Raw genomic sequence first — 26977 nt, forward strand, 5'->3', positions numbered from 1 at the left:
TTTGGAAAATCAATAGCAAATCGTGCCCCTACGTTGTTTCTATCTATCTTGGGCCGTAAGTAGGGTACCAAGGTTGTTCCTTAAAGAAAATAGATACTTATGCCACGAACAGTTGGATTATTTTATTGAATTGCATAACCGAGAGATTGCATGGCTAAAACAATCACAAAGCAACACATTGCGTTGGTTTATCGCATAAAACAAACCTGATTGGTCATAGAAGTTGGAACGAGAAGCATATCAAAAGTCTTTCTAGGCTTGTTGAGAGTAGTGTAGTGCTGTTGTATTTTATTATAAATAATGGAGATCAAAAACAAATAGCTCAAATACCAGTCAAAGTTAAAGAACAATTCTATAATGCTTAGGAATTTGCCGAAGTATGTGGCGTTTCAGCCCAATTAGTACGCAGAGAATGCGCAAATAAAATTTATTAAAGCAAAAAAGGGACAAAAAAAATACTTCGTTTATAAAAGATAGTGAATGAAAAACCCAATCTGCAGTCGCTAGTTTGAAAATAAAAAAGAAATGTGGTCTCAAATAGAGGAAGGCAGAAATAAATTGAATGATAGCGAAGAGTTGATAGAAAATTTACAAGAGATTGAAGCAAAAAGAAAGAAGTAGGAAAAATGAGCCGTTATTTAATCGACAAACATAATCCGTTTTTATATAGAAGGTAACAAAGAAGTCGACTTATATAAACAATTGTAAAAGTAATTGCGATACTTTGTTTCTTTCAATCGTTACTGTAGGAGAATTGAGATCACAAACAGATGAAGTAAAAGACAAACATAAATTTGATTTAAGGCAAATAATATTTGGTTTTATCCAATCGAAAGAACTAACTCGATACCCTTCAGATTTGTTTTACCAGAGAATAAATATGCTTAAACGTTGAAAAATATTGATTGACAACTATTTAAGTAAAAAAAATTACAAAGAAATGTACTAATTAAATGAATATTATGGGAAATGCTAAGTCATTCTTTTAACTATGAATGGAAAATTTTATTTAATCTCAAAAAGAGATGGAGGATAAGGTTTGGCAAATCATAATAATCTTTTTAAAGAGGTCCATTTAGTAGATTTTGATGATTCTGCTCGAACTAAATACTGGCGTGAATTGGGAGTAAGAATAGATTCTAACAAGGGAAAAAACCCAGATGAACTTACCTCTATTATAACGAATCGACTTAGTAGCTATTCAGTAGTAGCTATCAAACCCGCTATATTCTAATTGCTTATAAAGTCTAGCAAAGAACCGGTATCTCGTGATAGTAAAAAAGCTAGAAGAAAATTTTAAAAAAACTTCCTTCTAGCTTTTAACTGGGCTAGCTGGATTCGAACCAGCGGTTCACGGAATCAAAATCCGCTGCCTTACCACTTGGCTATAGCCCAACGACCTTACAAACATTATTATGGTCGAATATCTTTTTTTTATGCAAACAAACTTAAATTCACTCAGCTTGCATGGGAGGATAGGTTACTGTTACTGTTCTTTGACTATTATCGTTTAAACGGAAACGGTAAGCTATTGTTATTTTGTCATTGGAACAGGTTGTTGAAAAGTTTGTAATACCCGAAGGAAGAGATAGTTCATTGGTAGTTGAAATACAGGGGTTAGATGCGAAGATTAATGATTCCGACATCTGAAATAACGTCTCAAACTCATAATCTCTTTTTATAAATGCTGTCATTTCAATCATTTGTTTATATTGGGCAAGAAGAGAAAATAAAATAAGAAAGGTTAATGTACAGGTAAGAAGAACTAATGGGAAAGCAAACCCCCTGGAATTATTAGGGCAGGTGATATGACTTTTCATAGCTAACTCCCTTCTTGTCGACAATTAGCACAGACAGTTCGTGTTGAGAAGGTTTGGAAAAACGGAGATTTGAAATGGAATAAAGAAGTGGTTCGTGCCCAGTAAAATTCACTCTTCTTCGAACAATATCTCCATATTTTTCAATGGAGACTATTTCTCCAGAGGGTTTTGTAATTAAGAGCTGAGTAGAGGTTATATTCGTTTTTTGTGAACCTTTTATTTCAAAATAAATAAACTCAAACAATTGATGAACTTCTATTGTTTGATTGTTATTTAGATCATCTAGAGAAAAAAACAGCCGATACAAAAAAGGGAGTGAGGTCATAATAATTAAAGTAATCATAAGACTAAGAAGTGTCTCAATTAGGGAAAATCCCTTCTCTGATCTATTAGTATGGTATCCCATAAAAAACAATCTCCTTCCTTATGTTTCGATAAGACACCCACCTGATTTCTCCCCTAATAAAAATATCCTCTTCGAAAAAACTCATTTCTCCTTCTGTTTGATGATATAAAATTTTATGATCGATTGGATCCTCCTCCACTGGTAAGGAAGTGGATAGATGATCATATAAATGTTCTTGCAATTGATATATAAAATGCTGTTCAATTTCAAGTTCTCTATATTCTAATAATAGGATGCGGAAAATGGGTAGGGTTACTAGGATAAGGGTCATATAAAGGGTGAAAGAGAGTACAGTATCCCAAAAAGTAAATCCATTAGGATGTTTTTTCAATATGCAGTCGCCCCTTTCCTAGAGGAAAAATAAATTTATAAGTTCCCAGGGTTGTTGTTAATTCAAAGGTTCCGGGAAAACGATTTTGCCCCAAAAAGGAAAAATAAAGAGGGTTCTGAAACGTACGTAAGTCCACCTTCCATGAGGGAGGAAAGCTTTTTGATTTTTTTAATCCACTTGATGCTGTATCACTTATGTAATACCTATGTTTTGCAACATCAATGGTTAAATAATCTATATCTTGTTCTGTAATGGAACGTTTTTGCAGCCACAAAACATCTTGCTCGAACTCCTTAAAAAAATATTGCTGTTGAATGGAATCGTATAATTTGAAAGACAATGGGACGGTTAACAGTAAGAGCACAGAAAGAAAGGTTAGGGACAGGATGACTTCAAGTAGAGTGAAGCCATTTTTCTTATTTTCACTCAGGTGTTCCAACGGTAGCAGCAACCTTTGTTACAGTTCCATCGGCCTGTAATTCTAAAGCATCCCCATTAGGACATTCGCTGGAACTGATGTATTTATCAGTTTCTAAAACATTAATACTAGCAGGATAATCACCTCCATTTTCCATACGATAAGCCTGTACCTGAGCTTCAGCTAGTCTAATAAGAGCCTCGCAACCCTTATCTTCCACTACTTTTGTATTGGTTGTAATATTAGGAATGGTTATTATCAACAATACTGAAATTATTAACAAAACAATAAGCATCTCAATAAGGGTAAATCCTTTTTCGTTTCGTATTTTCATAAAATATCATCCTTTCTAGATTGTCTGCATCCACTGAAATAGTGGGAGTAATATCATTAAATATATAAAAATAATGGAACCAGCTAAAAGAAAAAACGATAGGGGTTGAACCCAAGAAATATACTTTAAGGTGTTTTCATGAATTGTCTCGATAATGAAATAACCATAATTTTGAAGATCTTTCCCCAAGGATCTAGTTTCTTGACCGTGTTGAATCACAATACTTAATTGTGAATCCAATAACTTTATTTCTCGGACTACATTACCTAACTGTTCGCCTTCCAACAGCCTTTGGTATAAGTAGGATGTACAATATTGGACATAGGGCAAATTATTCTCCTTTCTTAACAGCTGTAAGGAGTCTTTAATTGTTAGTCCTCCTTCAATGTAAAGTCCCAATTGTGTTGTGAAATGGAAGGTAACTTTTTGCTTCACTCCCTTCCATAAGAAAGGTATTTTAGAGAGAATAGTAATTTTTCTTTGGACAGTAAGACGATTTGATACAATAGTCCACGACAGATAAAGGAATACACTGAAAAGGAGTAGGAATAAAAAAGAGTTAAACAGAAATGAGAAAATACTCATCCATAAGGAAAATGAATTATTTTCTAATTGTTGAAAGCTTTCAAATAGAAGAATGAATTGAGGAAACAAGGCTAGTTTTAGGAAGCTGAATAGAAATAACATAACGATACAAAGAAGAACGGGATAGCTAAGGGCTTTTTTATACTTTTGGTGAAGGAGGAGGTGTTCTTGTAATAAAGTTGTGGCTTTTTTAAGTTGATGCGACAAGTCACCTATGACCTCTGTAGTATATAGAAAAGCCAATGTGTCATTGTTAAAACCAATATGCCTAAAAGCATCGTATAAGGAATCACCTTCTAACAAACTATTTTGGATATGGTCTAAAATTTCCTTAGGTATCTCTGTGTCAAGCTTGATTAGTTGTAATGCCTTTTGAAGTGGATATCCCTGCTCCAGTAAATCAGCAAGCCGTTTTAATAACCGCTGCTGCTGTTTTAATGTGAGATTTTTAGAGGGTTTTTTTCTAAAGTTGAGATTCATTAATGAAGCCAAGGGCATACGCTTTCCTCCTTATGTGATAAAATGAATGAAAATAAGGGAGAAGGTAAGGAGAATGGCCTTGAATGGCTCTCTCAAGGACAGGACCATCGAGCATCTCTAGGATGGCCACTCTTTTTTGGAGTGGATCTGTTTCGAGGCTATTTTTGGGAGTCAAAGTGATTAGTTGTTGGGAAGCTATAGCAACTAGTACCTGAGAAAGATCATTCGAGGATACGCCAAGATCCTCCATTCGAAAAATGGCTCCAAATGTATTTTTAGCGTGTAGAGTTGTAAGAACAAGGTGTCCGGTATAAGCGGCCTGTACAGCGAATTTGGCGGTTTCCCGATCTCTTATTTCTCCTACCATCAAAATATCTGGATCATGCCTCAAGGCAGCTTTTAATCCGGTTTGATAAGTAATACCTGCATTTTCATTTACTTGGACTTGAATAGCATTATCAACTATTTTTTCAACTGGATCCTCTAAGGTAATCATTTGATAGGTATGGTTTTGAATAAGATATTCCATTAGGGCATACAATGTTGTGGTTTTTCCGCTCCCAGTTGGTCCAGTCAGTAGAATAAGCCCAGAAGGATTTTCAATCCATCGTAAGATTTTTAATATTTGCGTAGGAAATAAAAATAAATCGAGTAATGATGATTTTGATCTTAAAGGAAGAAGTCGAATGGCTAACGATTCAGTGGGTGCCGCGGGAAGCGTGGATAAACGAAGCGAGTAGGGCATCTGATTGATTTGGATGGACAAGACCCCATTTTGAGGTTTTCTTGTTTCACCGATATCCATTCCTGAGAGGAATTTTAGGTGCGATAAAATTTTTGAATAGTCTTTTGGGGTATAGTGTGCTTCTTCAGTGCGTATCCCATTTGCACGGAAGTACACTTTAATATGCTGTCCAATGGGGAGAAAATGAATATCTGTTACCTCTAGTGTTACAGCTTTTTTCCAAAGCTCTTGAAGCATAAATTCAATTGTTTTCAATAAAAAATCACCTCCGTAATTATTACTCCTAAAAATAATTCGCCGTTTTTCGTTAAAATCCTTCAAGAAAAAATAAAAAGGAGAGAAATTTATGTCGACTATTTACTTAGTTGGTTTTATGGGTAGTGGAAAATCGACTGTTGGTAAGCTATTAGGGGAAAGACTTGGAATCGACTTTTATGATCTCGATGAGGAAATTGAAAAAATGACAAAACAATCCATCCCTGAGATTTTTCAAAAAGTAGGAGAAGAAGGTTTTAGAAGATATGAATCCGAACTACTAAAAAACATCTCATCTTCCAAACCAAAAATTATTGCAACCGGTGGAGGAGTAGTTGAGAAACAGGCAAATCGGATATTCATGAAAGAAAATGGAATTGTGATTTATTTACATACTGAATTCAAGTCCATTGAAAAAAGACTTGAGAATGATGAAAATCGACCTCTATGGAGCAAATCCTTTGAGGAAAAAAAAGCGCTTTATATTAGGCGATTAACATTATATGAAGATTGTTCCCATAAGAAAATTCACACCGACCAACTCTCACCAAATACAATCGCTGAGAAAATTTCAAGGATTATGAGGGAAGAGTATTGGATAGAATAAAATTGAGGTGAGAATTATGTCTGGAAATGATATTGTTAAATACATGACTCAAGAACTTGTTCGAAAGTTAGATATGCCTCAAGAAGAAAGAAAAAAGGCGCGCGAGCTTCGAAAATCTGAAAGTGTAACAAGTTATAGTAAATGGTTTGGGGTTATTCCATTTGGGTTGCGAATGATGTTTCAACGTAAAAAAAGAAGAGGATAGGAGGCCTTTCCTTTTATGTTTAGCTCCAGCGGAAAAGCTTCCTCGAGTAATCTTCGAAGTTTTTGCCCCGGGTAATCGCAGGAAGGAGAGCTTTTAGAGCTACTTTGCACGAAGAAAAAGCTTGCTTTTTCGAGGATGTAGGTCACGTCGGCGTCGTCACACGATGTGACGGTTTTAGCCGACGATCCCTAATCTAAGGTGAGGGCCATCGCCTTACGTCGATGGCCACAAGAAATGCTTCTAAAGAATTTACTTCGCAGAAACAAGTGTTTTTCTTGTTTCGAAGGGCACTTGCGCTTTTCTTAGAGCTCTTGGCTGCTTTTCTCTGTTAAATAGATGATCCCTCCGTTGATAACGGAGATATCAATTCTGGGATAGAATCTTTCTTTTAGCGCTTCTTCTTCCTTTTTTAATTTTTCTTCCCACTCTTCTCCTTGGCGCTCCTCATAAAAATAGCGTAGCAGTTTAAGTTCATCTTCCCATCTTTTTTTAGCTTCCAAGGCCCAATCCATTGGTTTTTCTTCAAGCAAATCTTTGATTCTGTTTTCAATACGTCTCAAGCCTGAAATAGGTTTAATAATTGGCGTTAGCTGGAATGCATAATCAGGAATGGTCGATTGGATAGGTTTGTTACGTATGCTTTCCATAAAATTACCTATCATTTTCCCGTTTGTTAATTGAAGGCCTACCGAATACATTTCCTCTTTCTTAATATGACAACGATACTGCACTTTCATATTTACCATTAACCATGGAATTAGAGGGTACTGGTCAAAAGGAGAAGCGCTAGGGTTTTCGTAGGCACGTACAAATTTCGTATTCTCCAATAAAAGATTAAATATCTGGTGTAATCGGGGAGATCCAAAGTGTATCCATTCCCCTTTTTTTCTATCTTCCATCTTTTTTGTGTAAAAGGTAACCTTCATGGGATCCCCTTTACGACCCATTTTACGTACATAATGCCAATAGAATGGGCGGTTCATTAACTTTTCGTCCATTTCTTCTGTTAATTGAACTGCTAGAGCCCCATCCTCCACTTCTTCTACCTCACATTGTTGTTGAGTAAAGAAATCTTGAATGAATTTATGAATAGTTTCTTGCTTCATACTCCTGCTCCTTTTTCTGCTGAGTATAGGCGATAACCGATGATAGGTTTTCCATCTTGATTTTTGCTTCTCCTACAGATTCAGAAGATGCAAAGATTGAGGACACTTCTTCTTCAATATTACTGATATTTAACTCTTGGAGGACATCATCAAGATCACCAATGACACGTTCAAATAATTGGATTTTCTCATAAAGGAGTGTTAAAACCTGATCTTCAACCGTGTCTTTGATAGCAAAGTTATAAATATGAACGTCTTCTTCCTGACCAAACCTGTGAATTCGCCCAATTCTCTGTTCCAGTCGCATAGGGTTCCAAGGCAGATCATAATTGATCATGTTATGACAGAATTGAAGATTAATCCCTTCACCTCCTGCCTCAGTAGCAATTAAAACTTGCGCATGTTGTTTGAAAAGCTGCTTCATCCAATCCTTTTTACTTCGCTTGAAGCCTCCACGAAATGGAACGGAAGATATCCCGTGTTGTTGTAAGAACCATTGTAAATATAACTGTGTTGCACGGTATTCCGTAAAGATGATAAATTTCTCATTTTCGGGTTCCTGTTGGATGAGCTCGATCACCCGTTTAGCCTTGGAGTGATGTGGCATTTGTTCTATTTTACTGGCTAGCTCTTCAAAGAACTTTCTACGGTTTTCTGAAAGGTCTTCTTTCTTAAACTGCTCTCTTAATGTCATATAACAAGCTTCTCGACTTGAACAAAGTTCCCGGAGTAAGGTTAGATTTAGGAATGAAGTTCTCTCTTGCTTGTTGGTTGATAAAAAATCATAGACTTGTTTTTCTTCTTCTGAAAAATCGATGGTAATATTCTGCACCTTTCGCTTAGTCCAATCTAACCCAGTTTGCTGACGGCTGTTTCTCACCATCACATGTTGAATGAGTTGTTTCAGATAGGCATCCTCTTTCAATTTAGATCGATGATTTCCAAAGTGATCTGTAAATTGTTCATAGGTACCTAGATGCCCTGGTTTTAATATTGTTACTAAGTTAAACAACTCTGACAGCTTGTTTTGCACAGGAGTTGCCGTTAGAAGGAGACAATAGGTTTTATTCAGCTGTTGACAAAACTCATAATTTTTCGTTTTATGGTTCTTTAGTTTATGAGCCTCATCAATAATCACCATGTCATAATGTTGTTCTAATATTTGTTGTCGGTGACCGTCCCTTTTAGCAGTGTCAATCGAGGTTACAAAAATATCATGTTGGTCCCAGTTATATCCTTTTCGATAAGCGGCAGCAGGGATATAAAATTTTTGTTGCAACTCATTAACCCATTGATTTACAAGTGAAGCGGGAGCTAGGATCAGTATTTTTTTGACGAGGCCGCGAATCATGTATTCTTTCAAAATAAGACCTGCTTCAATCGTTTTTCCTAGCCCAACCTCGTCAGCAAGAATAGCTCTTCCATTCATATCCTCAATCACCTTTTGGGCACATTCCACTTGGTGGGGAAGAAAGTCTACTTGTGGCAAGTGGCTTGGACATTGGAGCCCTTTAAATTCAGGCACTAATAAATGTTGGGCTGTATCGTATGCCATTACAAAGGACTCCCATGAAGATACAGACCCACCGTTGTCAAGCCTGTCGGTGATTACTTCTGAATAGTCCTCTTGGTATGTAATGGGAATCATCATTGTATCAACTCCATATTCTAGCTAAGATTTTAAAAATTCATCCCTATTTGAAAAAAGATGTGATATAATGACCTTGAAATTGGCACATAACAGTCACAAATAGCAGTAAGATATAGTATAACCAGTTTTTTGTAATTTAATAGTTGCGAATGACTGTAAGGGGAGAGATCACAGACAGAAAAGGATGGATGTGACGCCGAAGGAGCAAGCTTAATAGCGAATCTCTCAGGCAAAAAGACTCTTGCAGGACGCTCCTCTGGAGAGTGCCTAGAATAGGCCACCCAAGAAGACAATAGTGTTCCTGAATTAATCAGGTATTTCTATGAAACTTTCTGGTAAATGGACAGAGAATTCTTATGTTTCTTGAGAATTCTCTTTTTTTATTGTCTAAAAACAAAGAGAAAGGGTTGGTTGAATGGATGAATTAAAGAAAAGCCCGTTATATCCGGTTTATCAAGAGATGGGAGCCAAGACAATTGACTTTGGAGGTTGGGATCTGCCTGTTCAGTTCACTGGAATCAAAGAAGAGCACCATGCAACACGTCAGGCAGCTGGACTATTTGATGTTTCACATATGGGAGAAATAAGTGTAGAAGGGAGTGGTAGCACAGCTTTTTTACAGCTTTTATTGACCAATGATCTATCCAAACTGGCTGTAAACCGTGCTCAGTATACCCTTATGTGTTATGAAAACGGCGGAACAGTAGATGATTTATTAGTTTATAAGCAGGGAGAAGAAAAATACTTATTAGTTGTTAATGCGGCAAATACAGAAAAGGATTTTGAATGGATAAAGCAACATGCCTCAGATGAGGTTTTAATAAAAAATAAGTCCGAAGATTATTTCCAATTAGCTGTTCAGGGCCCAAGAGCTGAACAAATCTTACAGCGGTTGACTTCAGAATCTCTTAGTGAAATCTCCTTTTTCCGTTTTAAAGACAGAGTTAAACTTTCGGGATTAGAAAATGAAGTTATGATCTCAAGAACTGGATATACAGGGGAAGACGGATTCGAAATTTACGGTGATCCTAGTGATGCCGTTGCATTATGGAAAAAGCTATTAGAAGTAGGTAGTGAGGATGGTATACTACCTGTTGGACTAGGGGCAAGGGATACCCTTCGATTTGAAGCAACCCTTCCTCTATATGGGCAAGAATTGTCCTCTGAGATTACGCCTATAGAGGCTGGATTAGGTTTCGCTGTTAAAACAAATAAAGAAGAAGACTTTATTGGAAAGTCTGTACTTAAAGAACAAAAAGAGAATGGACCTAATCGAAGGCTCGTTGGTCTTGAGATGATTGAAAAGGGCATTCCTCGTCATGGATATTTGGTATTTGATGGCGAAAAGGAGATTGGGTTTGTAACAACTGGAACACAATCACCTACCCTTGAGAAGAATATAGGGCTAGCACTTGTGCCAGTTTCTTATGCTGAGGAAGGCAGAGAAGTGGAAGTCCAAGTGAGAAAAAGAAAGTTAAAAGCTAAGGTCATTTCCACTCCATTTTATAAAAGAAAATAGACAGGGGGAGAAAAACATGAGTACTTTTCGTTATTTGCCAATGACAGAAAGTGACCGAAAGGCTATGCTTGAAACCATTGGAATTTCTTCAACAGAAGAATTATTTAAAGACATTCCCGAAAAGGTTCGTCTGAGAGAGCCTCTAAACTTAAAGCCTGCAAAGAATGAGCAAGATCTTCTTAAGGAATTGTCACAGCTTTCTAAGCAAAATGTAACGACAAAAAGTCATGTTTCTTTTTTAGGAGCGGGAGTATATGATCACTCCATTCCTACAGTTGTTGATCATGTGATATCTAGGTCCGAATTTTATACGGCTTATACACCGTATCAACCTGAAATATCTCAAGGGGAGCTTCAAGCGATTTTTGAATTTCAAACCATGATTTGCGAGTTGACCGGTATGGAAGTAGCGAACTCTTCTATGTATGATGGGGGAACCGCTTTGGCAGAAGCCGTAAATTTGAGCGCGGGTCAAACAAGAAAGAAAAAGGTAATCGTTTCTAAAGCGATTCACCCTGAATCTATTGAGGTCATTAAAACCTATACAAAGGGTCCTGGTTTAGAGATTGTTGAGGTCGAAGTGAAAGATGGAAGAACCGATCTAGATGCTATTCAACAGGAATTAGACGATGATACAGCTGCTGTTGTTGTACAGTACCCTAACTTCTTTGGTCAAGTTGAACCTCTTCATGAACTTCAGAAACTCCTAGAGGACAAAAAGGCTATGTTTATCGTTTCTAGTAACCCTCTAGCTTTGGGCTATTTATCTCCGCCAGGGGAATTCGGTGCTGACATCGTAGTTGGGGACACACAAGTGTTTGGGATACCAGCTCAATTTGGGGGACCGCATTGTGGATACTTCGCTACCACCTCAAAGCTAATGAGAAAAGTTCCTGGACGTCTAGTTGGCCAAACGACTGATGAAGAAGGACGAAGAGGATTCGTTCTTACTCTACAGGCACGTGAACAACATATTCGACGTGATAAAGCTACATCTAACATTTGCTCCAACCAAGCATTAAATGCACTAGCCAGCTCCGTGGCATTAACTGCTTTAGGAAAGCAAGGAATAAAAGAGATGGCTACAATGAATATGAAAAAAGCTAGATATGCCAAAAGTCGTCTTCAAGAAGCGGGAATTGAAATTGTATTTGAAGGATCTTTCTTTAATGAATTTGTTGTAAGATGCAAACAACCAATTCATGAAGTTCAGAATCAACTGATTGATAAGGGTTATATCGGAGGATATGATTTAGGATTACAGAATCCAACTCTAGCGAATTGTATGCTTATAGCTGTCACTGAATTAAGAACAAAGTCTGAAATTGATCAATTCGCAAAAGAAATGGGGGATATCAATGGCTAATCAGGATTTTCCACTTTTATTTGAACGCAGTCAACCTGGACGCATTGGATATAGTTTACCTGAAATGGATATACCGGAGATTGATCTTGATGGTGAGTTTGATGATCAATTTATTCGTAAAACGGATCCTGATCTTCCTGAAGTTAGCGAGCTTCAAATTATGAGGCATTATACGGCTTTATCTAAAAGAAACCATGGAGTTGATTCCGGTTTTTACCCATTAGGGTCTTGTACAATGAAATACAACCCTAAAATGAATGAAGCTGTTTCACGAATGGAAGGATTTAGCCATATTCATCCATATCAGCCTGTATCTAGTGTTCAAGGAGCAATGGAACTACTTTATGATCTCCAAATATCATTGGAAGAAATAACAGGTATGCACCAAGTAACCTTGCAACCAGCAGCTGGTGCCCATGGAGAATGGACTGGATTAATGATGATTCGTGCATTTCATGAAGCAAATGGCGACGTTAATCGAACCAAGGTCATCGTTCCGGACTCTGCACATGGAACAAACCCAGCTTCAGCAACTGTAGCAGGATTTGATTCTATTACAGTAAACTCAGATGAAAACGGTTTAGTAGATTTAGAGCATCTTAAGGAAGTTGTTGGTGATGATACAGCTGCTCTCATGTTAACTAACCCTAATACATTAGGATTGTTTGAAGAGCATATTTTAGAAATGGCTGAAATCGTTCATAATGCTGGAGGAAAACTGTATTATGACGGAGCTAATCTAAATGCAATTCTTGGGTATGCAAGACCAGGAGATATGGGATTTGATGTTGTACACCTTAACCTGCACAAAACCTTTACGGGTCCACATGGTGGAGGCGGGCCTGGATCTGGTCCAGTAGGTGTCACAGAAGAATTAGTTCCATTCTTACCAAAACCAATTCTTATAAAGAAGGAAAATGGGGAGTATTGGTTTGATTATGATCGTCCTCAATCCATTGGAAGAGTTAAGCCTTATTATGGGAACTTTGGAATAAATGTACGTGCGTATACCTACATTCGAACTATGGGACCAGATGGATTAAAAATGGTAAGTGAATACGCCGTACTTAATGCAAACTATATGATGAGAAAACTTGAGAAAGCTTATGACCTACCATTTAAACAGCATTGTAAACATGAATTTGTTCTTTCAGGCAAAAAACAAAAGAAGTTGGGCGTCAGAACACTAGATATAGCCAAGAGGCTGCTTGATTTTAATTATCATCCACCTACTATTTATTTCCCTTTAATCGTAGAAGAGGCGATGATGATTGAACCAACGGAAACGGAAGCTAAAGAGACTTTAGATGAGTTTATTGATGTTATGCTTCAAATCGCTGAGGAAGCTGAAAATAATCCAGAAATTGTCCAAGATGCACCTCATACAACGGTTGTTAGCCGCCTAGATGAAACCACCGCAGCAAGAAAACCAGTGCTTCGCTATATGCGATAATATTAAAAGCTCGCCGATTGGCGAGCTTTTCTTCTCGAACATTATTTTTTAATTTTCCCTGACCACTTTTTATATCCACCTTTTAGTTGATACAAATCCTTATATCCTTTACGATGCAACAAGTTTGCAGCTCTTGCTGATCGGGATCCACTTTGGCAATAGAGATAAATAGGCTTATCCTTGCGAATTTCAATAAGACGATGTTTCATTTGTGTGACTGGGATATTTCTAGCTCCTAAAATATGGCCACCTTTAAATTCTTGTGGCTCACGCACATCAATTAGTTGTGCCTTTCTATATCCTTGACGGAATTCTTCCTCTGTAAGGGTTTTAAGGAAACGTTTTTGATACCAAAAACGGTAACCGCCATAAACAATTAGAAATACAATCAAAGCAATAAGTAGCTCCAAAGTTTCCCCTCCTTTTCTCTATATTCCTTCTTATTATAGAACTCAAAAAAGAGATTGCCAAGAGCTTTTATAAAATGATTGCGAGAATCCTTCCTCATGATACAAAAGCCTTATTTATTCGACGAAGTCCTCTGTTTATTTTGAGACAGACTTAATAAAATGCTTGATTTAACAATCATGTAGCCGCTTTTTGCTCGATAAATGTTAAATGTATGGAATTGCAACCTATAAAAAAGAGGGTTTGTGCGTTTTTTTATGTGTTTTTCTTTTGTTCTTTCTTTTTATCTTGCATTTTAATAGAATTTCATGATTGACAAATTTGAAATAAATTGTTCATGACACAATATATAGTATTTTTTTAAAATATAAAGCCTATATATTGATTAGTGGCCCGTTCTATGATACCTTTAAAACAGGAATCACAGCAAGAATAAACAATCTTTTGTAGTTGACTATTATAGAAGGAGTGGTTTTACAAATGTTGAAAATTACGGAGGCGATGGCAAACCTTAATGTTGAGCGTCTTAATGAGGACATCAGATTATTTCCACAGGTTTTCCCTATCACACCAGACATGAAAACAACACATAAGGGTGTTTCTAGGCTAGTTATGCTGGATCGTTACTCTTTTAAAGACATCGAGAAAATCACCTTAACTGAAGGTGATTTCGTAGTTTTAACGATAAAGGAAGATCCCAAGTTTCCAGCGCGTGGTTTAGGATTTATCCAAGAAATTGACTGGCAAGCCAAGAAGGCTAAAGTAAAGGTGGAACCTGAATTTATTGGAGTCTTAGATAACGAACAAGAGGCTCAAACTGGGATTATTAATCGATCACTTGACGTGATTGAAAAGCCGTTGGAAGTTTTCTACGAACAAATTGCACTCCGTAATGCAAGAGGACTTTCAGAGGTCGAAAAAACAGAAGAGAAGCGGGAAGAATGGTTCCAGAAGTTCTATCATGAACTAGTGAATATGAATTTTATCCCTGCTGGACGAGTTCTCTATGGTGCGGGAGCAGGTACGGATGTTACGTACTTTAACTGCGTATGCAACGTTGCTTAACCGAAAATGAGTGGGAAACCCTCTACAAGGTAAGCGAACAAAATTAAAAATTTTGTTTAACTTCAAAAGCGATCCACGGGTGAAAATCCCGGACCATCTGAATTTCGGCAGATGATGAGTGAATCTGATCCTGCGACAGGCTAGCATAAATCCCTATGCCTAGTCTGAAGTTCGCTGAAGACGGCGAAACTTGTCTGACCTTAATGGAGAGGCAAAAAGTAGTCGGGATGCCATAAAATGAATATGGTGAGAATGTTCCTATCACTGGCATTTTAAAGGAACTGACGAACCTTCGAATGTACGGCCCGTTAAAGTACCCTTATAGAGATGTAAGGGAGCCCATAGTGGCTTTCAATCGTGGCAGGGTGTATTGCAGTTTGCACCAGCTATACTTATCCCCTAAAGGATATTTGCCTTGAGTCCCCCGAAAATGGACAAAAAGGTGGTTGACGGGTTAAAGAAGGCACCTAACTTCATATGTAAGGCTAGTTTTTGAGGAACGTTGGAAGCCGACAAGAGAATGTTAAAAGCGGGAAATGCTTGATGTCTCTAAACAAGAGGAAATGCTTGTTGAATGTTGGTGGCGGTTAGCCCGTAGTAGTCTCGACCCATAGTAAATGATAAACGTTGAAAGTTCTCAGCCTTGCTGGGCGGAACGAGGGAATAACCTATGGTAATGGCGAAGGGGCATAGTCTACTGTTGGTTTTAGCAAAAACTCAAATAAGACTATCAGTAAACACTAACTTGTTAAGGATGCCGTGGAGCATACCTGATTAAAGCCATACTCACCCAATAATCTATAAGGGGGTGATGCCTATGGTACAAAAACTTAACTATCCGAACACCGAAAATGAATTACGCAAAGTACAGGATGAAATGTTTGAAATCTCCAAAGAGGCATTCGATAGAGGGGAAAGACCAAGTTTTAAAGACCTCATTGAAATAGCCAAGTCGGAGACCATAATCATTTCAGCTATTCACAAAATCAAAGGCAACAAAGGAAGCAAAACACCGGGTATGGACGGCAAGAATATCAACGATATTCTCCAAATGGAATATGAAGAAGTTATAACACTCTTTCAAAATCATTTGGAATGGTATAAACCCAAACCGGTCCGACGCAAAATGATTGACAAACCTGGTAAAAAGGAACAACGACCATTAGGGATTCCCATAATCGAAGATAGAATAGTGCAAGAATGCGTGAGATTAACAATCGAACCTATCTAGAAGCCCAATTCTTCCAACGCTCATACGGCTTCAGACCAATGAGGGAAGCGAGCCAAGCACTATATCGAATCAGTGATTTAGCCCACCTAACGGGATATAAATGGGTAATCGAAGGTGACATTAGCAAATTCTTCGACAAAATAAACCATACCATACTACTGAAAAAGTTATATGGAATGGGGATAAGAGACAGAAGAATGTTAATGGTCATAAAGAGTATGCTCAAGGCAGGTGTTTTCAAAGAAATCCGCTACAATGAGATGGGAACACCTCAAGGTGGAATTATCTCTCCCCTCCTTGCAAACGTCTATCTGGATTCTTTCGACCAATGGATGAACAGTAACTGGGAAGGTAAGAAAACCTAACACACATACTCTAGACAAGATGGTAAAATCAATGCCCTGAAGAAAAGGTCGAGCCTTAAACCAGCTTATCTAATAAGATATGCAGACGACTGGGTTGTACTAACAAACAGCCGTAAAAACGCCTTGATTTGGAAGCAGAAAATCGGAAGCTTTCTTGATGATAAACTCAAACTCGAGTTGTCTAAAGAGAAGACAAAGATTACAAACATCCAAAAGAAACATATAACCTTCCTTGGCTTTGATTACAAACGTGTACCAGGAAAGTCCAAAAAAAGGTTACGTATCCAAAAGCACCCCAAATAGAGAAAAATTTGCTAACAAAATAAAGCAAATCAGAAAAGATTTATACTTAGTTCGTAAGAGAGACACACACGAAAAGAAAATCAACGATCTAATTAAAATTAACTCTAAAATAAGGGGAATATTGAATTACTTTCAATACGCTTCAAATACAAGCAACCTTACAAAGAAATACTTCAGAATATTAAGCTATGCAGCTTGGAACTCAAGTAGCACCTATTGGTGCTACTTGGAGGAAAGCAAAATCAGTGGATAACCTTCTAGGAGTTCACTCTAAATACGACACTAAACTTCCAGCAATTCCTATCAAACCTTTATCAAAGGAAGATAAGAAAAAGCTAAAAAAGAAGAAGTCGAAGGGTGAGGAGGAACAGCTCTACTTAGGGGTAACGAATTTATCATTCGTGAGCTTTAAGGAACCAAGTGCTAAATCTCCAAATGAAACTCCGTTCACGGCAAAGGGTAGAGAAATCTACGAAAGTCGGACAAAGAAGAAACCACCGAAAGCGAGAGCAGACGAACTCAGAAGGTTGGGGTTAGCTCACGCAATAGCCTATGCCAAAGGAGAACCAAGTAAACAAAAATACTCCTTTGAGTACATAATGAACAGATGTTATGCGTTCATTAGGGACAAAGGGAAATGTAGAATATGCAATGAGTATCTAGAGGAAAATCACACTCATACACATCATGTTAACCCAAAGCTTCCTCTTGAACTCATAAACAAAGTCAATAATTTAGCGAGTATGCATAATAAATGCCATAGCTTAATACACAACGGAGACACTTCCAAATTGGACACGAAAAAGCGTGAGAAAATCGAAAAGTTCAGAGAACAGTTAGGAACAAGTTACTGATATAACAGTAGATGGGACGCCGTGTGCGGTGAAAGCCGCATGCACGGTGTTAGGCGGGGGAAAATAAGTAGTCTTAACAGGTCAAGCTGAAGATGAACATTACCTATCGCTACTATGTGATGCCTTTTGTAAAGGACTCACGTGAAGGAATCAGTGAACACCGTAAGCAAGTAATGGAAATTATGAGTCGTGGCGGTGGTGTTGGTACTAACGGATCTACGTTGAGACCAAGAAACACGCTAGCAAAGGGTGTGAATGGAAAGTCATCTGGTAGTGTTTCATGGTTAGATGATATTGCAAAGCTTACACATCTCGTTGAACAAGGTGGATCAAGACGTGGTAAAGTAGTAGCATAGTGTGCTTCGTCTATAAAAAAACCTCGTGAATTGCTGGGAAACCTTTAACAATCATGTATGCTATAGCGTCATCCAAGATGAAAAAATTATAATAAAATTTATATGGATGGTAGATGGTAAACATGGATTATGATGCAAAAGAGAAACAGGTTTGTAAATTATGTGGTTTTGAAATTAATCATAATAAACATGGTTGGTTTACATCTCATTTAAAAGATGCTCATGGAATCTCTCTAGAAGAATATTTTTTTATTCGAGAGAGCAATTGGAGTGTAAAAATGAACTATGTAACAATCTAGTTGGGCTAAGAAGGGGAAAACCAAATTGTTATTGCAGTAGGAGTTGTTCCGTTAAAAAGAATTCAACATGCAAATGGTGTGGTAATCTTTTTTATAGTACGCACAAAGGAACAAAGACTTGTAGTAAAGAGTGTGCAGAAAAATTAAGAAAGACCAAAATCTCGAAATGGCATGCAAACATGTCCGATAGAGAAAAAGAAGCTCACTTTAACAAAATTATTACAAAAACTGCAATAACTAGGAAAAAGAATAATACCCCTTCTTGGAACAGTGGTAAGACTGGTATCTACTCCAAAGAAACAATTCAAAGAATCCGGAACGCTACATTAAGACAGATGGCAGATCAAAAGATAGTAAAGACGAAAATAGAGAAAATTATGGATGAATCATTAGACACATTAAAAGTGAATCATAAATACTCATTCATACTTGAACAGCATCAATACGATTTCGTCTTGCCGGATCAAAAGATATTAATTGAATGTGATGGAGATTATTGGCATGCTAATCCAAAGTTTTATCCTATTCCAAAGGACTGGCAAGTGGAAAGAATTAAAAAGGATAAATATAAAAATCATTTAGCGTCTTTAAATGGATACCAAATCTTGGGATTTTGGGAAGATGATATTATAAACCGCATAGACCATGTGAAACAAACTATAGCATCGTATTTATGACTTGTGAGCTACAACGTAACTGGAAACGGTAAGCGTGAATTGCTCAAAAATCACAAGTGGAAAAAGGCAATCAGCAGCCAAGCTTCTAATAAAGAAGAAGGTTCAACGACCATCGAAACCACAGTTTCAAAACTGGAAGGGAGTAGAGTAGGGGTCAAGCGACTCCGAAGTGCGAGGATACTCATATTGAGTATAAGATATGGTCTGATCTCTAAAGCGATTTAGAGAGTTAGAGTAGCGATCTAACGTAACATTAATTGGCACAAATGATTATGCTAACTGACTGGCATCCTGATATTGTAGAATTTATCATTTCTAAGATGCAAAATCCTAGAATCCTTCGTTTTCTAATCGAAAACTCAGAGGACGAAACAATTATCCGTTTAGCGAAGGATAAGCTTAAGTTTAAGCCACTGACTCAAACGGAAAGAGACCTTTATCAAGGTGTTCTAAACTATCAAAACATGCCTGGCCATGGTGGATTCACTGAAGATGTTTTAGCTGATGCTAATGAAAAATTATCAGAAGGCGGCACTTATAGTGTCCAAAATTCAGAGTTTTTAACGGGAGCCAACATTTCCGTATGTATCACCAATGAATTTATGCAAGCAGTTGATAACGATACAGATTATGAGCTTCGATTCCCAGACGTTGAAAATTATAACGCTGATCAGATGGCAGAATATAATGAGAAATGGCATGATGTTGGAGATGTACGCGAATGGGAAAAGATGGGTTATGCAGTTCGCACATATAAGAAAATTAAAGCTAAAGAACTTTGGAATTTAATTAACATTTGTGCAACTTACTCTGCGGAACCAGGAATTTTCTTTATTGATAATGGTGCGACACGTTCTCTTATAAGTGCGGCATAACCGCATGAAAAAGAGGGTTTAACCAGTAATAACTGAGTTAAATACAACTGATAATTCCTATAGTAGGAATGAAAGCCTTCATGTTGAGCTGAAACTACTATGATGATACTCCTACATGCATGGTCTCGTGATAGCGGGTAAGTGTGTGAAGCTAGGTAAAGGCGTCTGAATTCGAACCTAAAGTTCTCTGAGCCATGGTTTGAAGATAGGGCGGTCAGCCGAAAAAGACGAATATGGTGAGAATGTTGGTCTAGCAAACCAACTGACGAACTTGCGAATGAAAGGGTCTAGAATGAAATCCGCTTGAAAAGGTGGAAGGTTAACCAATTTAACCGAGATTGTCGTGGAGTAAGCCCGTTGTCATGAAACACGATATAGTGAACAAAGACACTATGTAATCTCAGGCTCAGAGCAAGCACCTAAGTTCAATCATATGGCTAGGAATTATTGGAACGTGGTAAGCAAGGAACACTCATTCAAGGACTATCATCCGTGTGGTTGATATAAGGATTTTTAATCTGAAATTCATTTATCCTTGTGAAAGTAGGGTCACAGTACCGAAGAAGCTTATGAAAATAAGTGGAGGGATAGACCCAAGTCTAATCCAATATATTAAACCAAACAAAACAAGTGAAATTCGATGGTCGGGTAAGAATGCAGGGAATCACTAAGAAAGTCAGGTGATCTGCAACGAATACGAGCCTAAGACACAACGAGTATTATGGTATGCAAGAGGTTTTTGATGAATTATTTACCAAGAGTGAGGAAGGACATCTTTTCAAAAATCTATTTAACCTAATCATAGATGGAAAAACATCCTACTAGCTTACAGAAACATAAAAGCCAATAAAGGTTCTAAAACTGCCGGAACAGATAAGTATGTGATTGACAACTATAAAGTGATGAATAAACAAGAATTCATCAATCTCATTCGAACTTCGCTCAAAGATTACAAACCTAAAGCAGTCCGCAGAGTAATGATTCCAAAGGGAAAGGATAATACCAAGTTTAGACCTTTAGGAATACCAACAATGTTGGATAGGCTAATTCAACAGATGTTTAAACAAATTCTTGAACCTATCTGTGAAGCTAAGTTTTATAATCACAGTTATGGTTTCAGACCATTACGAAGCACAAAACATGCTTTATCTAGGGTGAATTTCTTAGTTAATATCTCACAATTACATTATGTAGTAGATATTGACATAAAGGGATTCTTTGACAATGTAAATCATAGGGTTCTCATGAAGCAAATGTGGAATTTGGGCATTCATGATAGAAGGGTTTTAGCAATCATAAGCAAAATGCTTAAAGCCCCGATAAAAGGTATTGGAATTCCAAACAAAGGTACTCCACAAGGAGGAATACTCTCACCTTTACTCTCTAACATTGTTCTTCATGACCTAGATATGTGGGTAAGTAATCAATGGGAAACTTTTGAAACGAAGCATGAGTATTCTCAGAATGTAAAGAAGTACTTAATGTTGAAACGAAACTCGAATATGAAGATTGGCTTTATAGTTCGATACGCAGATGATTTCAAAATTATGACGAATAATCATGAGAATCCAGTCAAATGGTTTCATGCAGTGACAGGATACTTGAAGGATAGATTGAAATTAGATATCTCACCTGAGAAATCTAAAATTACAAATCTCAAAAAGAAGTCCTCGGATTTCTTGGGATTTAAAATTAAGGCTGTTAGGAAGAAACAAAAACATCTTGTTAGGGTAAATATGATTGATAAGAAGAAAGCTGATGTCATTAGGAAAATGAAGGAACTAATTCTTAGAATAAGGAAGGAAACGACCATTAATAACATAAGGCTCTTTAATTCGTATGTAATGGGGATACAAAATTACTTTAAATACGGGAGTATGGTTCCAACAGATTTCAAAGATATAGCACACAAGGTTCATCCTTATGCTAGGAGTAAACTACATCAAGTTGGAGGGGAATATGCACATCCAATAGATGCTAGTAAAGTTTATAATCAGTATTACTCTAACAGTCTCAAAACATGGAAAGTATTAGATGTTTATCTCTTTCCTATAAATGGGATAACAAGTTTTACTGAATCTAGACAATTTAATCCTAAGCTTTCGGTCTATAATGAAGAAGGTAGAAAATTAATTCACAAAAACTTCAACCAGTCGTTGAATATAACATAAGATTACTAATGCAATCCAAAATACAAGACCAATCAATTGAATATCAAGACAATAGACTTTCCCGTTACTCAATGAAGAATGGATGTTGTGAAATACTTGGTATCTTTCTTGAAGCACATGAAGTTCACTGTCATCATGTAAAGCCTAGAAGTTTAGGTGGAACGGATAAGTATGATAACCTCAAAATTATCCATGAAGACATGCATAGATTAATTCATGCGACCGAGAAGGAAACGATTGATAAGTACCTTGTTAAATGGAAACTCAATCAGAATTCGAAACTGATTGAGAAGATCAATGCATTACGTAAGAAATGTAAGAACGATCCAATCGTGATTTAATAGCAATGAAAAAAACTTGCACAATACTCGATAAATAATTTTTAAGCTTGTAACTTGTTAAAATTTGGTTTAGTAAGATTAGATGGAACGCCGTATGAGGTGAAAGTCTCACGTACGGTGCGGAGTGGGGGAAAAGGTGGAGAGTTGCCTCAAAGCCTTACCTATCACTATCGAATGAAAAAACAAACGCAAGAGCTTATGGACATAAAGTAGTAGCAACAAACCCATGTGGTGAAGTAGCTTAGTTTGCCTCATGTAAAAAATTGCGGGATAAAGCGGGAAGGCTGAGATGCTAATCCGAACCGAAGGCTAGGCTTAAAAGTTTAGTCAGGGGCAACGCATAGGCGGTGAACCTCAAAAAGAGAATATAATCCGCCCACGAGACCGCAACATCACATATACCACTAGTTTTTCGTAACTATAATATTGAGGTGGATGGAATGTGAATAGAGGATATGCAGGATTTTATAATGGATTTTACTTAAGAAGTTCCTATGAATATGCATATGCAAAATATCTAGACCATCATTCTATTCAATGGAGTTATGAGGATGATGTTTATGATGTCGGGAATCGACTATATAAACCAGACTTTTTTTTCTACGATAACGGTAAACTTATTAAGATAGTGGAAATAAAATCTAGAAATAAAGCAGAAAAAGAAAGATCAAAAATTGCTCTAAAAATAATAAAAGAGAAATTCTCAATAGACTGGGAATTAATCTCATATGAGGAGCTACTGGAGTTATACAAAGATTTACCCTTCTCATTAACATCAACAATTAATGAGTGGATAAACTCAGATAAAACAAGTATAAATAAATCCCAATTTGGAAAGTTGAATGGTCATTATAATTTAAAACATAGTGACAAAACCAAGAGGGAAATTGGAAAACATACTAAACTTTTATGGGAATCCGACAACTTAACTAAGCAAAGAATGATTGAAGGCTTAAGGAAGTCAGGTTTATCGCAAAAAGAAAACAAAAAAAGCCAAGAGAAATTCGTAATTGCCAAAGTTGTGGTAATCCTTTTGAAGTGATTGTGTCATCTGCAAAAAAATATTGCAGTAGAACCTGTTCAGGGAACGAGGCAATAAAAATTGCTACAAATTCAAGTGTAGCAATTAGAATGCAGATACATGAAGGTATAAAAGAATATGTTATCCAATGGTGCAAAGAAAATAAAGAACTTGTTTTAAAAACTCCGTTCAATAAAATAAAAACCACTATTTTGCCGTTAACAAATGATATTCAGAGACAGTTTGGAGTAAAAGATTTTAGAGTAATTTCAAAGGCTGTTTTTGGAGAAGATCAAGGTAGAAAAGAGTTATTAAAGTTCATGAAAAATGTATGTGATGAAAAGGTATGCTGAACTTACAGGAATGAAACTGTAAGAACTATCGGATAAAAAGCCGGTAGGATAACAAAAATTGGAACAGCCACTTGCTCCTTATTCCGTGTGTAACTTAGCAGCAGTTAACCTAGCTGCTATGGCGGATAAGGAAAATAAATCTATTAACTTTGATAAGCTTCGTCGAACAGTTAGAACAGGCGTAAGAATACAAGATAACGTCATCGATGCAACTCCATATTTCCTAAAAGAAAACGAAAAACAAGCTCTAGGTGAGCGTCGTGTAGGATTAGGGGTTATGGGATTACATGATCTATTAATTTATTGTGAGTCCGAGTACGGATCAAAGGAAGGAAATAAATTAGTAGATAAAATATTCGAAGTCATTGCAACTACAGCTTACGAAGCCTCTATTGAATTAGCTCAAGAAAAAGGAAGCTTCCCATTCTTAGTAGGCAACAATGAAAGCGAAACAAATGAACTTAGACGTAAATTTAACAATACAGGCTATATGAAAGCAATGCCTGAAAATGTACGAGCAGGTGTGCTTCAATATGGTATAAGAAACTCTCATCTACTAACCGTTGCTCCAACTGGATCAACTGGTACGATGGTAGGAGTTGCTACCGGGTTAGAACCATATTTCTCATTTACCTATTACCGCAGTGGTCGTTTAGGAAAGTTTATTGAAGTTAAAGCTGAGATTGTTCAAGAATACTTGGATAGAAATCCAGAAGCCGATCCAAATAATTTACCACAATGGTTTATAACTGCTATGGACCTATCACCAGAAGCTCATGCAGACACTCAATGTGTCATCCAAAGATGGGTAGATAGCTCCATTTCCAAAACAGTTAATGCTCCAAAGGGTTATAGTGTGGAGCAGGTAGAGAGTGTTTATCAGCGTCTTTATAAAGGTGGAGCAAAAGGCGGAACAGTTTATGTAGACGGTTCTCGCGATTCCCAAGTCTTAACATTAAAAGCTGAAGAAAATGATATGGATAGCTCTAGTAAGGTTACCCTAAAGAGTGAACGTCCAAAGGTCGTTCTTATGGACACTGTTCATGAATTGAAAAAGACAGATGTAACCATTGGTTCAGAAGTGGGAGATACTTGCCCGGTGTGTCGCAAAGGAAAGGTAGAAGATGTAGGAGGATGTAACACCTGCACCAACTGTGGCGCGCAATTGAAGTGTGGACTATAATATATTTAATTAGCCTGCTCCTGTAGCTTTGAAATAAAGTCGTACCGTTTATAAAAAAGATATACCGTTTAAAATAAAGTTGTACTGTTTATAAAAAAGTTGCACCGTTATACCCCTTTGGATAAAATTATCTAAAGGGGTGTTTTTTATGTCCAAAAGAAAACGGTCATCTCAAATTGAGAAGTGGACTAAAGAAGGTCGAGGTTCTGGAATTGGTTCAGATTATAAACCGTGGATAAGAATTCAAGATGTATCCTCATTAGGTCGCTCCCACCGATTAAAGGGAATAAAAACAAAAAGAAAGCATGAATTTTTGTCAGATTTAGAACGAAACTACTTTTACTTATCTGAGTACTCAGATTTTGTTGGTGATATTAGAGAACAATTTCCTTTATTGCCGTTAGAAGAAACAATTGTTATTGTGGATGAGTTAGGTATAAAACATCCAACTAATTCCAAGAATGGTGAACTAATCGTAATGACAACGGATTTTTTATTAACTTTAGATAAAGGACAAGGTGTATTTGAGGCTGCCAGAACAATTAAGATGAAAGATGAACTAATGAAAGAGCGGGTGCTTGAAAAATTTGAAATAGAAAGAGAGTATTGGCAACGAAGAGATATTGATTGGGGTATTGTAACGGAAGAAGAGATACCGAAAACAATGGCTCGTAATATTAGTTATATGCATGATTATTATACCATTAGAGATTATGATGTTTTCAAAGAAATAAGTGAGCAACATATTGAAGATTTAGTAATTTCTTTAATTCGAAGATTATTAAATCAAACCAGTAGTATTAGAGTAATTACGAATGAGTTTGAAAGTGATACTCATTTGCCTTTTGGTAGTGGTGTGACGTTGTTTTATTATTTGCTCGCTCAAAAAATTATTCGAATCAATATGGAAGAAACTTTGAATTTAGAACAACCAATTTTAATTCAGTCTATTGATGAGGCTAGATTGAAACAGGTGAGATACGGATGATCTATATTAATCAAGTTTTTCAATATGTGCAAGATTCTAAACGAATGCGTGTAATTGAAATTATCCTTGGGATGACGAACACGCGCTGGAATGATTGTTGTAGAATAATGTTCCGCCATCTCTTGATAGCTTGGGTTAATTATTGGCTCGGAGCGAGAAGCCTTAATTACACCAGTCTTTAAGTTATCAGGAACAATTATTCTTGGAACACCACCATAGTGCTGCAGGGCATGAATATGAGCTGTGATCCAACTTTCAGTGTCCATAGAAAGGAAGCCCTCTACATAAGCGTATTAACTACACGACAAGGCAGAAACAAATATATAAACCGGAATATCCTCGCCAGTGATATTGTTTGTCAGATTCATGGTTTGCCCTGCCCAATCTACTTCTAGTTGTTCACCCGGCTTTCGTTTGATACACATAGTTGCTTTAGTTTTTCTAGCGAAATCATGGTAGAAACGACAAAACTGCCTATAACTGTAGGGGATTTCCTCATTCGCTCTACAACTTAGACAATACTCATCCCATAAGAGAGCCAAGTTTACTCCTGGCTTAGCTAATTCTTTATGGATGTATTCACAATCAGGCTTTTTCCTAAAATTAGAGGCATCATGCTTCTCAGGAAAGAGCAGCTCTTGCAGGTCGCTATCTGTCATGCCCCCCTCGAATGGCCATGATACTTTTAAGCTATTAGCTCTCTTAACCACCTCTCTAATCGTATTTCTCGAGTTGGAACAACTTGAAGCAATCCCCCTTTGACTTACTCCTTGGGCATGCAGCCTAAGGATTTCTCGATACTTAACCACAAAAAACCTCCTATATAATTGGATTTGCACAATTCAGTGCAATTCAATTATATAAGAGGGGTGGTCCTCTCAATGGCAGAGATGGGTCTAAAATATGTCATTAATGGAATAAAAACATGGCAAAGGTGGAGCTAAGGGATGGCAATATTCATCGTTTCCCATTAATCGTAATTTTCACTTCTCCCCAATCAAATTCACAAATATCACCAGGTAGGAAAGAACCCTTTATGTATGCCTCTTTAGGCTTCTTCTGTTGCTTTCGTAAGCCATTTCTCCTTTTCTCTTTGTTTTCTAATACTAACTCCTGAAACTTTTCTTCCATTTCTTTCGTTAGACTGTGCTTTGGCCTTGCGCCAACATGATATCTAGGTGCCTCTACAATGGTTTGAATCAGTTC

The 26977-nt window shown here is 37.0% G+C and carries 27 protein-coding genes, 1 tRNA gene, 5 pseudogenes and 1 riboswitch; of the genes and pseudogenes, 20 read left to right on the plus strand and 13 right to left on the minus strand.

What is annotated here, in order from left to right:
• The first annotated feature begins 1039 nt into the window (after nucleotides 1-1039).
• Nucleotides 1040-1234: a hypothetical protein gene (locus RZN25_03645; GenBank protein MEQ6375918.1), complete on the plus strand. Its 195-nt coding sequence runs from the start codon at nucleotides 1040-1042 to the stop codon at nucleotides 1232-1234.
• 89 nt (nucleotides 1235-1323) lie between these two features.
• On the opposite strand, the gene RZN25_03650 is transcribed toward RZN25_03645, so the two are convergent.
• The 8 genes from RZN25_03650 to comGA form a co-directional block, all read right to left on the minus strand.
• Nucleotides 1324-1395: transfer RNA gene (locus RZN25_03650), tRNA-Gln, on the minus strand.
• Between the two features lie 59 nt (nucleotides 1396-1454).
• On the minus strand, nucleotides 1455-1820 hold the full coding sequence (locus RZN25_03655; GenBank protein MEQ6375919.1) for a hypothetical protein: 366 nt from the start codon (nucleotides 1818-1820) through the stop codon (nucleotides 1455-1457).
• Nucleotides 1795-2226: a competence type IV pilus minor pilin ComGF gene (comGF, locus tag RZN25_03660; protein ID MEQ6375920.1), complete on the minus strand. Its 432-nt coding sequence runs from the start codon at nucleotides 2224-2226 to the stop codon at nucleotides 1795-1797. The genes RZN25_03655 and comGF overlap by 26 nt, the downstream gene beginning before the upstream one ends.
• On the minus strand, nucleotides 2210-2557 hold the full coding sequence (locus tag RZN25_03665) for a hypothetical protein (protein MEQ6375921.1): 348 nt from the start codon (nucleotides 2555-2557) through the stop codon (nucleotides 2210-2212). Before RZN25_03665 ends, comGF begins: the two co-directional genes overlap by 17 nt.
• Nucleotides 2541-2996, minus strand: coding sequence for a competence type IV pilus minor pilin ComGD (gene comGD, locus RZN25_03670; GenBank protein ID MEQ6375922.1), 456 nt, complete (start codon nucleotides 2994-2996; stop codon nucleotides 2541-2543). The genes RZN25_03665 and comGD overlap by 17 nt, the downstream gene beginning before the upstream one ends.
• Nucleotides 2980-3309 (minus strand): competence type IV pilus major pilin ComGC, encoded by a 330-nt coding sequence (gene comGC, locus RZN25_03675; protein ID MEQ6375923.1) that lies wholly within the window; start codon nucleotides 3307-3309, stop codon nucleotides 2980-2982. Before comGC ends, comGD begins: the two co-directional genes overlap by 17 nt.
• A gap of 15 nt (nucleotides 3310-3324) precedes the next feature.
• Nucleotides 3325-4392, minus strand: a complete 1068-nt coding sequence (comGB, locus tag RZN25_03680; GenBank protein ID MEQ6375924.1) for a competence type IV pilus assembly protein ComGB — start codon at nucleotides 4390-4392, stop codon at nucleotides 3325-3327.
• On the minus strand, nucleotides 4358-5374 hold the full coding sequence (gene comGA, locus RZN25_03685) for a competence type IV pilus ATPase ComGA (GenBank protein ID MEQ6375925.1): 1017 nt from the start codon (nucleotides 5372-5374) through the stop codon (nucleotides 4358-4360). Before comGA ends, comGB begins: the two co-directional genes overlap by 35 nt.
• Nucleotides 5375-5465: 91 nt before the next feature.
• Here comGA and RZN25_03690 point away from each other — a divergent pair, with 91 nt between their 5' ends.
• Both RZN25_03690 and RZN25_03695 read left to right on the plus strand, forming a co-directional pair.
• Nucleotides 5466-5981 (plus strand): shikimate kinase, encoded by a 516-nt coding sequence (locus tag RZN25_03690; GenBank protein MEQ6375926.1) that lies wholly within the window; start codon nucleotides 5466-5468, stop codon nucleotides 5979-5981.
• Between the two features lie 16 nt (nucleotides 5982-5997).
• Nucleotides 5998-6186, plus strand: a complete 189-nt coding sequence (locus RZN25_03695; protein MEQ6375927.1) for a YqzE family protein — start codon at nucleotides 5998-6000, stop codon at nucleotides 6184-6186.
• A gap of 302 nt (nucleotides 6187-6488) precedes the next feature.
• Here RZN25_03695 and RZN25_03700 read toward each other — a convergent pair whose 3' ends face one another.
• Both RZN25_03700 and RZN25_03705 read right to left on the minus strand, forming a co-directional pair.
• A complete protein-coding gene (locus RZN25_03700; GenBank protein MEQ6375928.1) occupies nucleotides 6489-7292 on the minus strand; it encodes a YqhG family protein in 804 nt (267 codons plus the stop codon).
• On the minus strand, nucleotides 7270-8943 hold the full coding sequence (locus RZN25_03705; GenBank protein ID MEQ6375929.1) for an SNF2-related protein: 1674 nt from the start codon (nucleotides 8941-8943) through the stop codon (nucleotides 7270-7272). The genes RZN25_03700 and RZN25_03705 overlap by 23 nt, the downstream gene beginning before the upstream one ends.
• A 149-nt stretch (nucleotides 8944-9092) precedes the next feature.
• Nucleotides 9093-9194, plus strand: a riboswitch (glycine riboswitch).
• 164 nt (nucleotides 9195-9358) lie between these two features.
• On the opposite strand from RZN25_03705, the gene gcvT reads away from it, so the two are divergent.
• From gcvT to gcvPB, 3 genes are read left to right on the plus strand one after another with little or no spacing between them, the layout of a single operon-like run.
• Nucleotides 9359-10462 carry a glycine cleavage system aminomethyltransferase GcvT gene (gene gcvT, locus RZN25_03710; protein MEQ6375930.1) on the plus strand — a complete coding sequence of 368 codons (1104 nt, stop codon included), beginning with the start codon at nucleotides 9359-9361 and terminating at the stop codon, nucleotides 10460-10462.
• Between the two features lie 16 nt (nucleotides 10463-10478).
• Nucleotides 10479-11828: an aminomethyl-transferring glycine dehydrogenase subunit GcvPA gene (gcvPA, locus tag RZN25_03715; GenBank protein ID MEQ6375931.1), complete on the plus strand. Its 1350-nt coding sequence runs from the start codon at nucleotides 10479-10481 to the stop codon at nucleotides 11826-11828.
• Nucleotides 11821-13281: an aminomethyl-transferring glycine dehydrogenase subunit GcvPB gene (gene gcvPB / locus RZN25_03720; protein ID MEQ6375932.1), complete on the plus strand. Its 1461-nt coding sequence runs from the start codon at nucleotides 11821-11823 to the stop codon at nucleotides 13279-13281. The genes gcvPA and gcvPB overlap by 8 nt, the downstream gene beginning before the upstream one ends.
• Before the next feature lie 41 nt (nucleotides 13282-13322).
• Here the strand turns inward: gcvPB and RZN25_03725 are convergent, their stop codons facing one another.
• On the minus strand, nucleotides 13323-13691 hold the full coding sequence (locus tag RZN25_03725; protein ID MEQ6375933.1) for a rhodanese-like domain-containing protein: 369 nt from the start codon (nucleotides 13689-13691) through the stop codon (nucleotides 13323-13325).
• A gap of 478 nt (nucleotides 13692-14169) precedes the next feature.
• On the opposite strand from RZN25_03725, the pseudogene RZN25_03730 reads away from it, so the two are divergent.
• The 14 genes and pseudogenes from RZN25_03730 to RZN25_03795 all read left to right on the plus strand — a co-directional run bounded on the left by RZN25_03730 (nucleotide 14170) and on the right by RZN25_03795 (nucleotide 25771).
• Nucleotides 14170-14736: pseudogene (locus RZN25_03730) on the plus strand (ribonucleotide reductase N-terminal alpha domain-containing protein).
• A gap of 835 nt (nucleotides 14737-15571) precedes the next feature.
• Complete coding sequence (locus tag RZN25_03735; protein ID MEQ6375934.1) at nucleotides 15572-15985, plus strand: hypothetical protein; 414 nt, start codon at nucleotides 15572-15574, stop codon at nucleotides 15983-15985.
• Nucleotides 15955-16653, plus strand: a pseudogene (locus tag RZN25_03740) (reverse transcriptase/maturase family protein). The gene RZN25_03735 and the pseudogene RZN25_03740 overlap by 31 nt, the downstream one beginning before the upstream one ends.
• Nucleotides 16654-16841: 188 nt before the next feature.
• Nucleotides 16842-17507: an HNH endonuclease signature motif containing protein gene (locus RZN25_03745; protein ID MEQ6375935.1), complete on the plus strand. Its 666-nt coding sequence runs from the start codon at nucleotides 16842-16844 to the stop codon at nucleotides 17505-17507.
• A 113-nt stretch (nucleotides 17508-17620) separates the two neighbouring features.
• Nucleotides 17621-17848: pseudogene (locus RZN25_03750) on the plus strand (ribonucleotide reductase).
• Between the two features lie 128 nt (nucleotides 17849-17976).
• Entirely contained in the window at nucleotides 17977-18162 is a 186-nt protein-coding gene (locus tag RZN25_03755; protein MEQ6375936.1) for a hypothetical protein, read from the plus strand.
• A gap of 179 nt (nucleotides 18163-18341) precedes the next feature.
• The gene (locus RZN25_03760) at nucleotides 18342-18839 is read left to right on the plus strand and encodes a DUF559 domain-containing protein (GenBank protein MEQ6375937.1); all 498 of its coding nucleotides are present in this window, start codon (nucleotides 18342-18344) and stop codon (nucleotides 18837-18839) included.
• A gap of 260 nt (nucleotides 18840-19099) precedes the next feature.
• Nucleotides 19100-19681: pseudogene (locus RZN25_03765) on the plus strand (ribonucleotide-diphosphate reductase subunit alpha).
• Nucleotides 19682-20550: 869 nt separating this feature from the next.
• Entirely contained in the window at nucleotides 20551-21885 is a 1335-nt protein-coding gene (gene ltrA / locus RZN25_03770; protein MEQ6375938.1) for a group II intron reverse transcriptase/maturase, read from the plus strand.
• 8 nt (nucleotides 21886-21893) lie between these two features.
• Entirely contained in the window at nucleotides 21894-22226 is a 333-nt protein-coding gene (locus tag RZN25_03775; protein MEQ6375939.1) for an HNH endonuclease signature motif containing protein, read from the plus strand.
• A gap of 442 nt (nucleotides 22227-22668) precedes the next feature.
• Complete coding sequence (locus tag RZN25_03780) at nucleotides 22669-23268, plus strand: hypothetical protein (GenBank protein MEQ6375940.1); 600 nt, start codon at nucleotides 22669-22671, stop codon at nucleotides 23266-23268.
• 2 nt (nucleotides 23269-23270) lie between these two features.
• On the plus strand, nucleotides 23271-23600 hold the full coding sequence (locus RZN25_03785) for a hypothetical protein (protein MEQ6375941.1): 330 nt from the start codon (nucleotides 23271-23273) through the stop codon (nucleotides 23598-23600).
• Nucleotides 23601-23661: 61 nt separating this feature from the next.
• A pseudogene (locus RZN25_03790) lies at nucleotides 23662-24783 on the plus strand (ribonucleotide-diphosphate reductase subunit alpha).
• Nucleotides 24784-24931: 148 nt separating this feature from the next.
• Nucleotides 24932-25771, plus strand: coding sequence for a TnsA endonuclease N-terminal domain-containing protein (locus tag RZN25_03795; protein ID MEQ6375942.1), 840 nt, complete (start codon nucleotides 24932-24934; stop codon nucleotides 25769-25771).
• 293 nt (nucleotides 25772-26064) lie between these two features.
• Here RZN25_03795 and RZN25_03800 read toward each other — a convergent pair whose 3' ends face one another.
• The gene (locus RZN25_03800; protein ID MEQ6375943.1) at nucleotides 26065-26580 is read right to left on the minus strand and encodes a hypothetical protein; all 516 of its coding nucleotides are present in this window, start codon (nucleotides 26578-26580) and stop codon (nucleotides 26065-26067) included.
• Nucleotides 26581-26728: 148 nt separating this feature from the next.
• The coding region (locus RZN25_03805; GenBank protein ID MEQ6375944.1) for an IS21 family transposase at nucleotides 26729-26977 on the minus strand (249 nt) is incomplete at its 5' end.

The sequence above is a fragment of the Bacillaceae bacterium S4-13-56 genome (assembly GCA_040191315.1).
GTDB lineage: Bacteria > Bacillota > Bacilli > Bacillales > JAWJLM01 > JAWJLM01.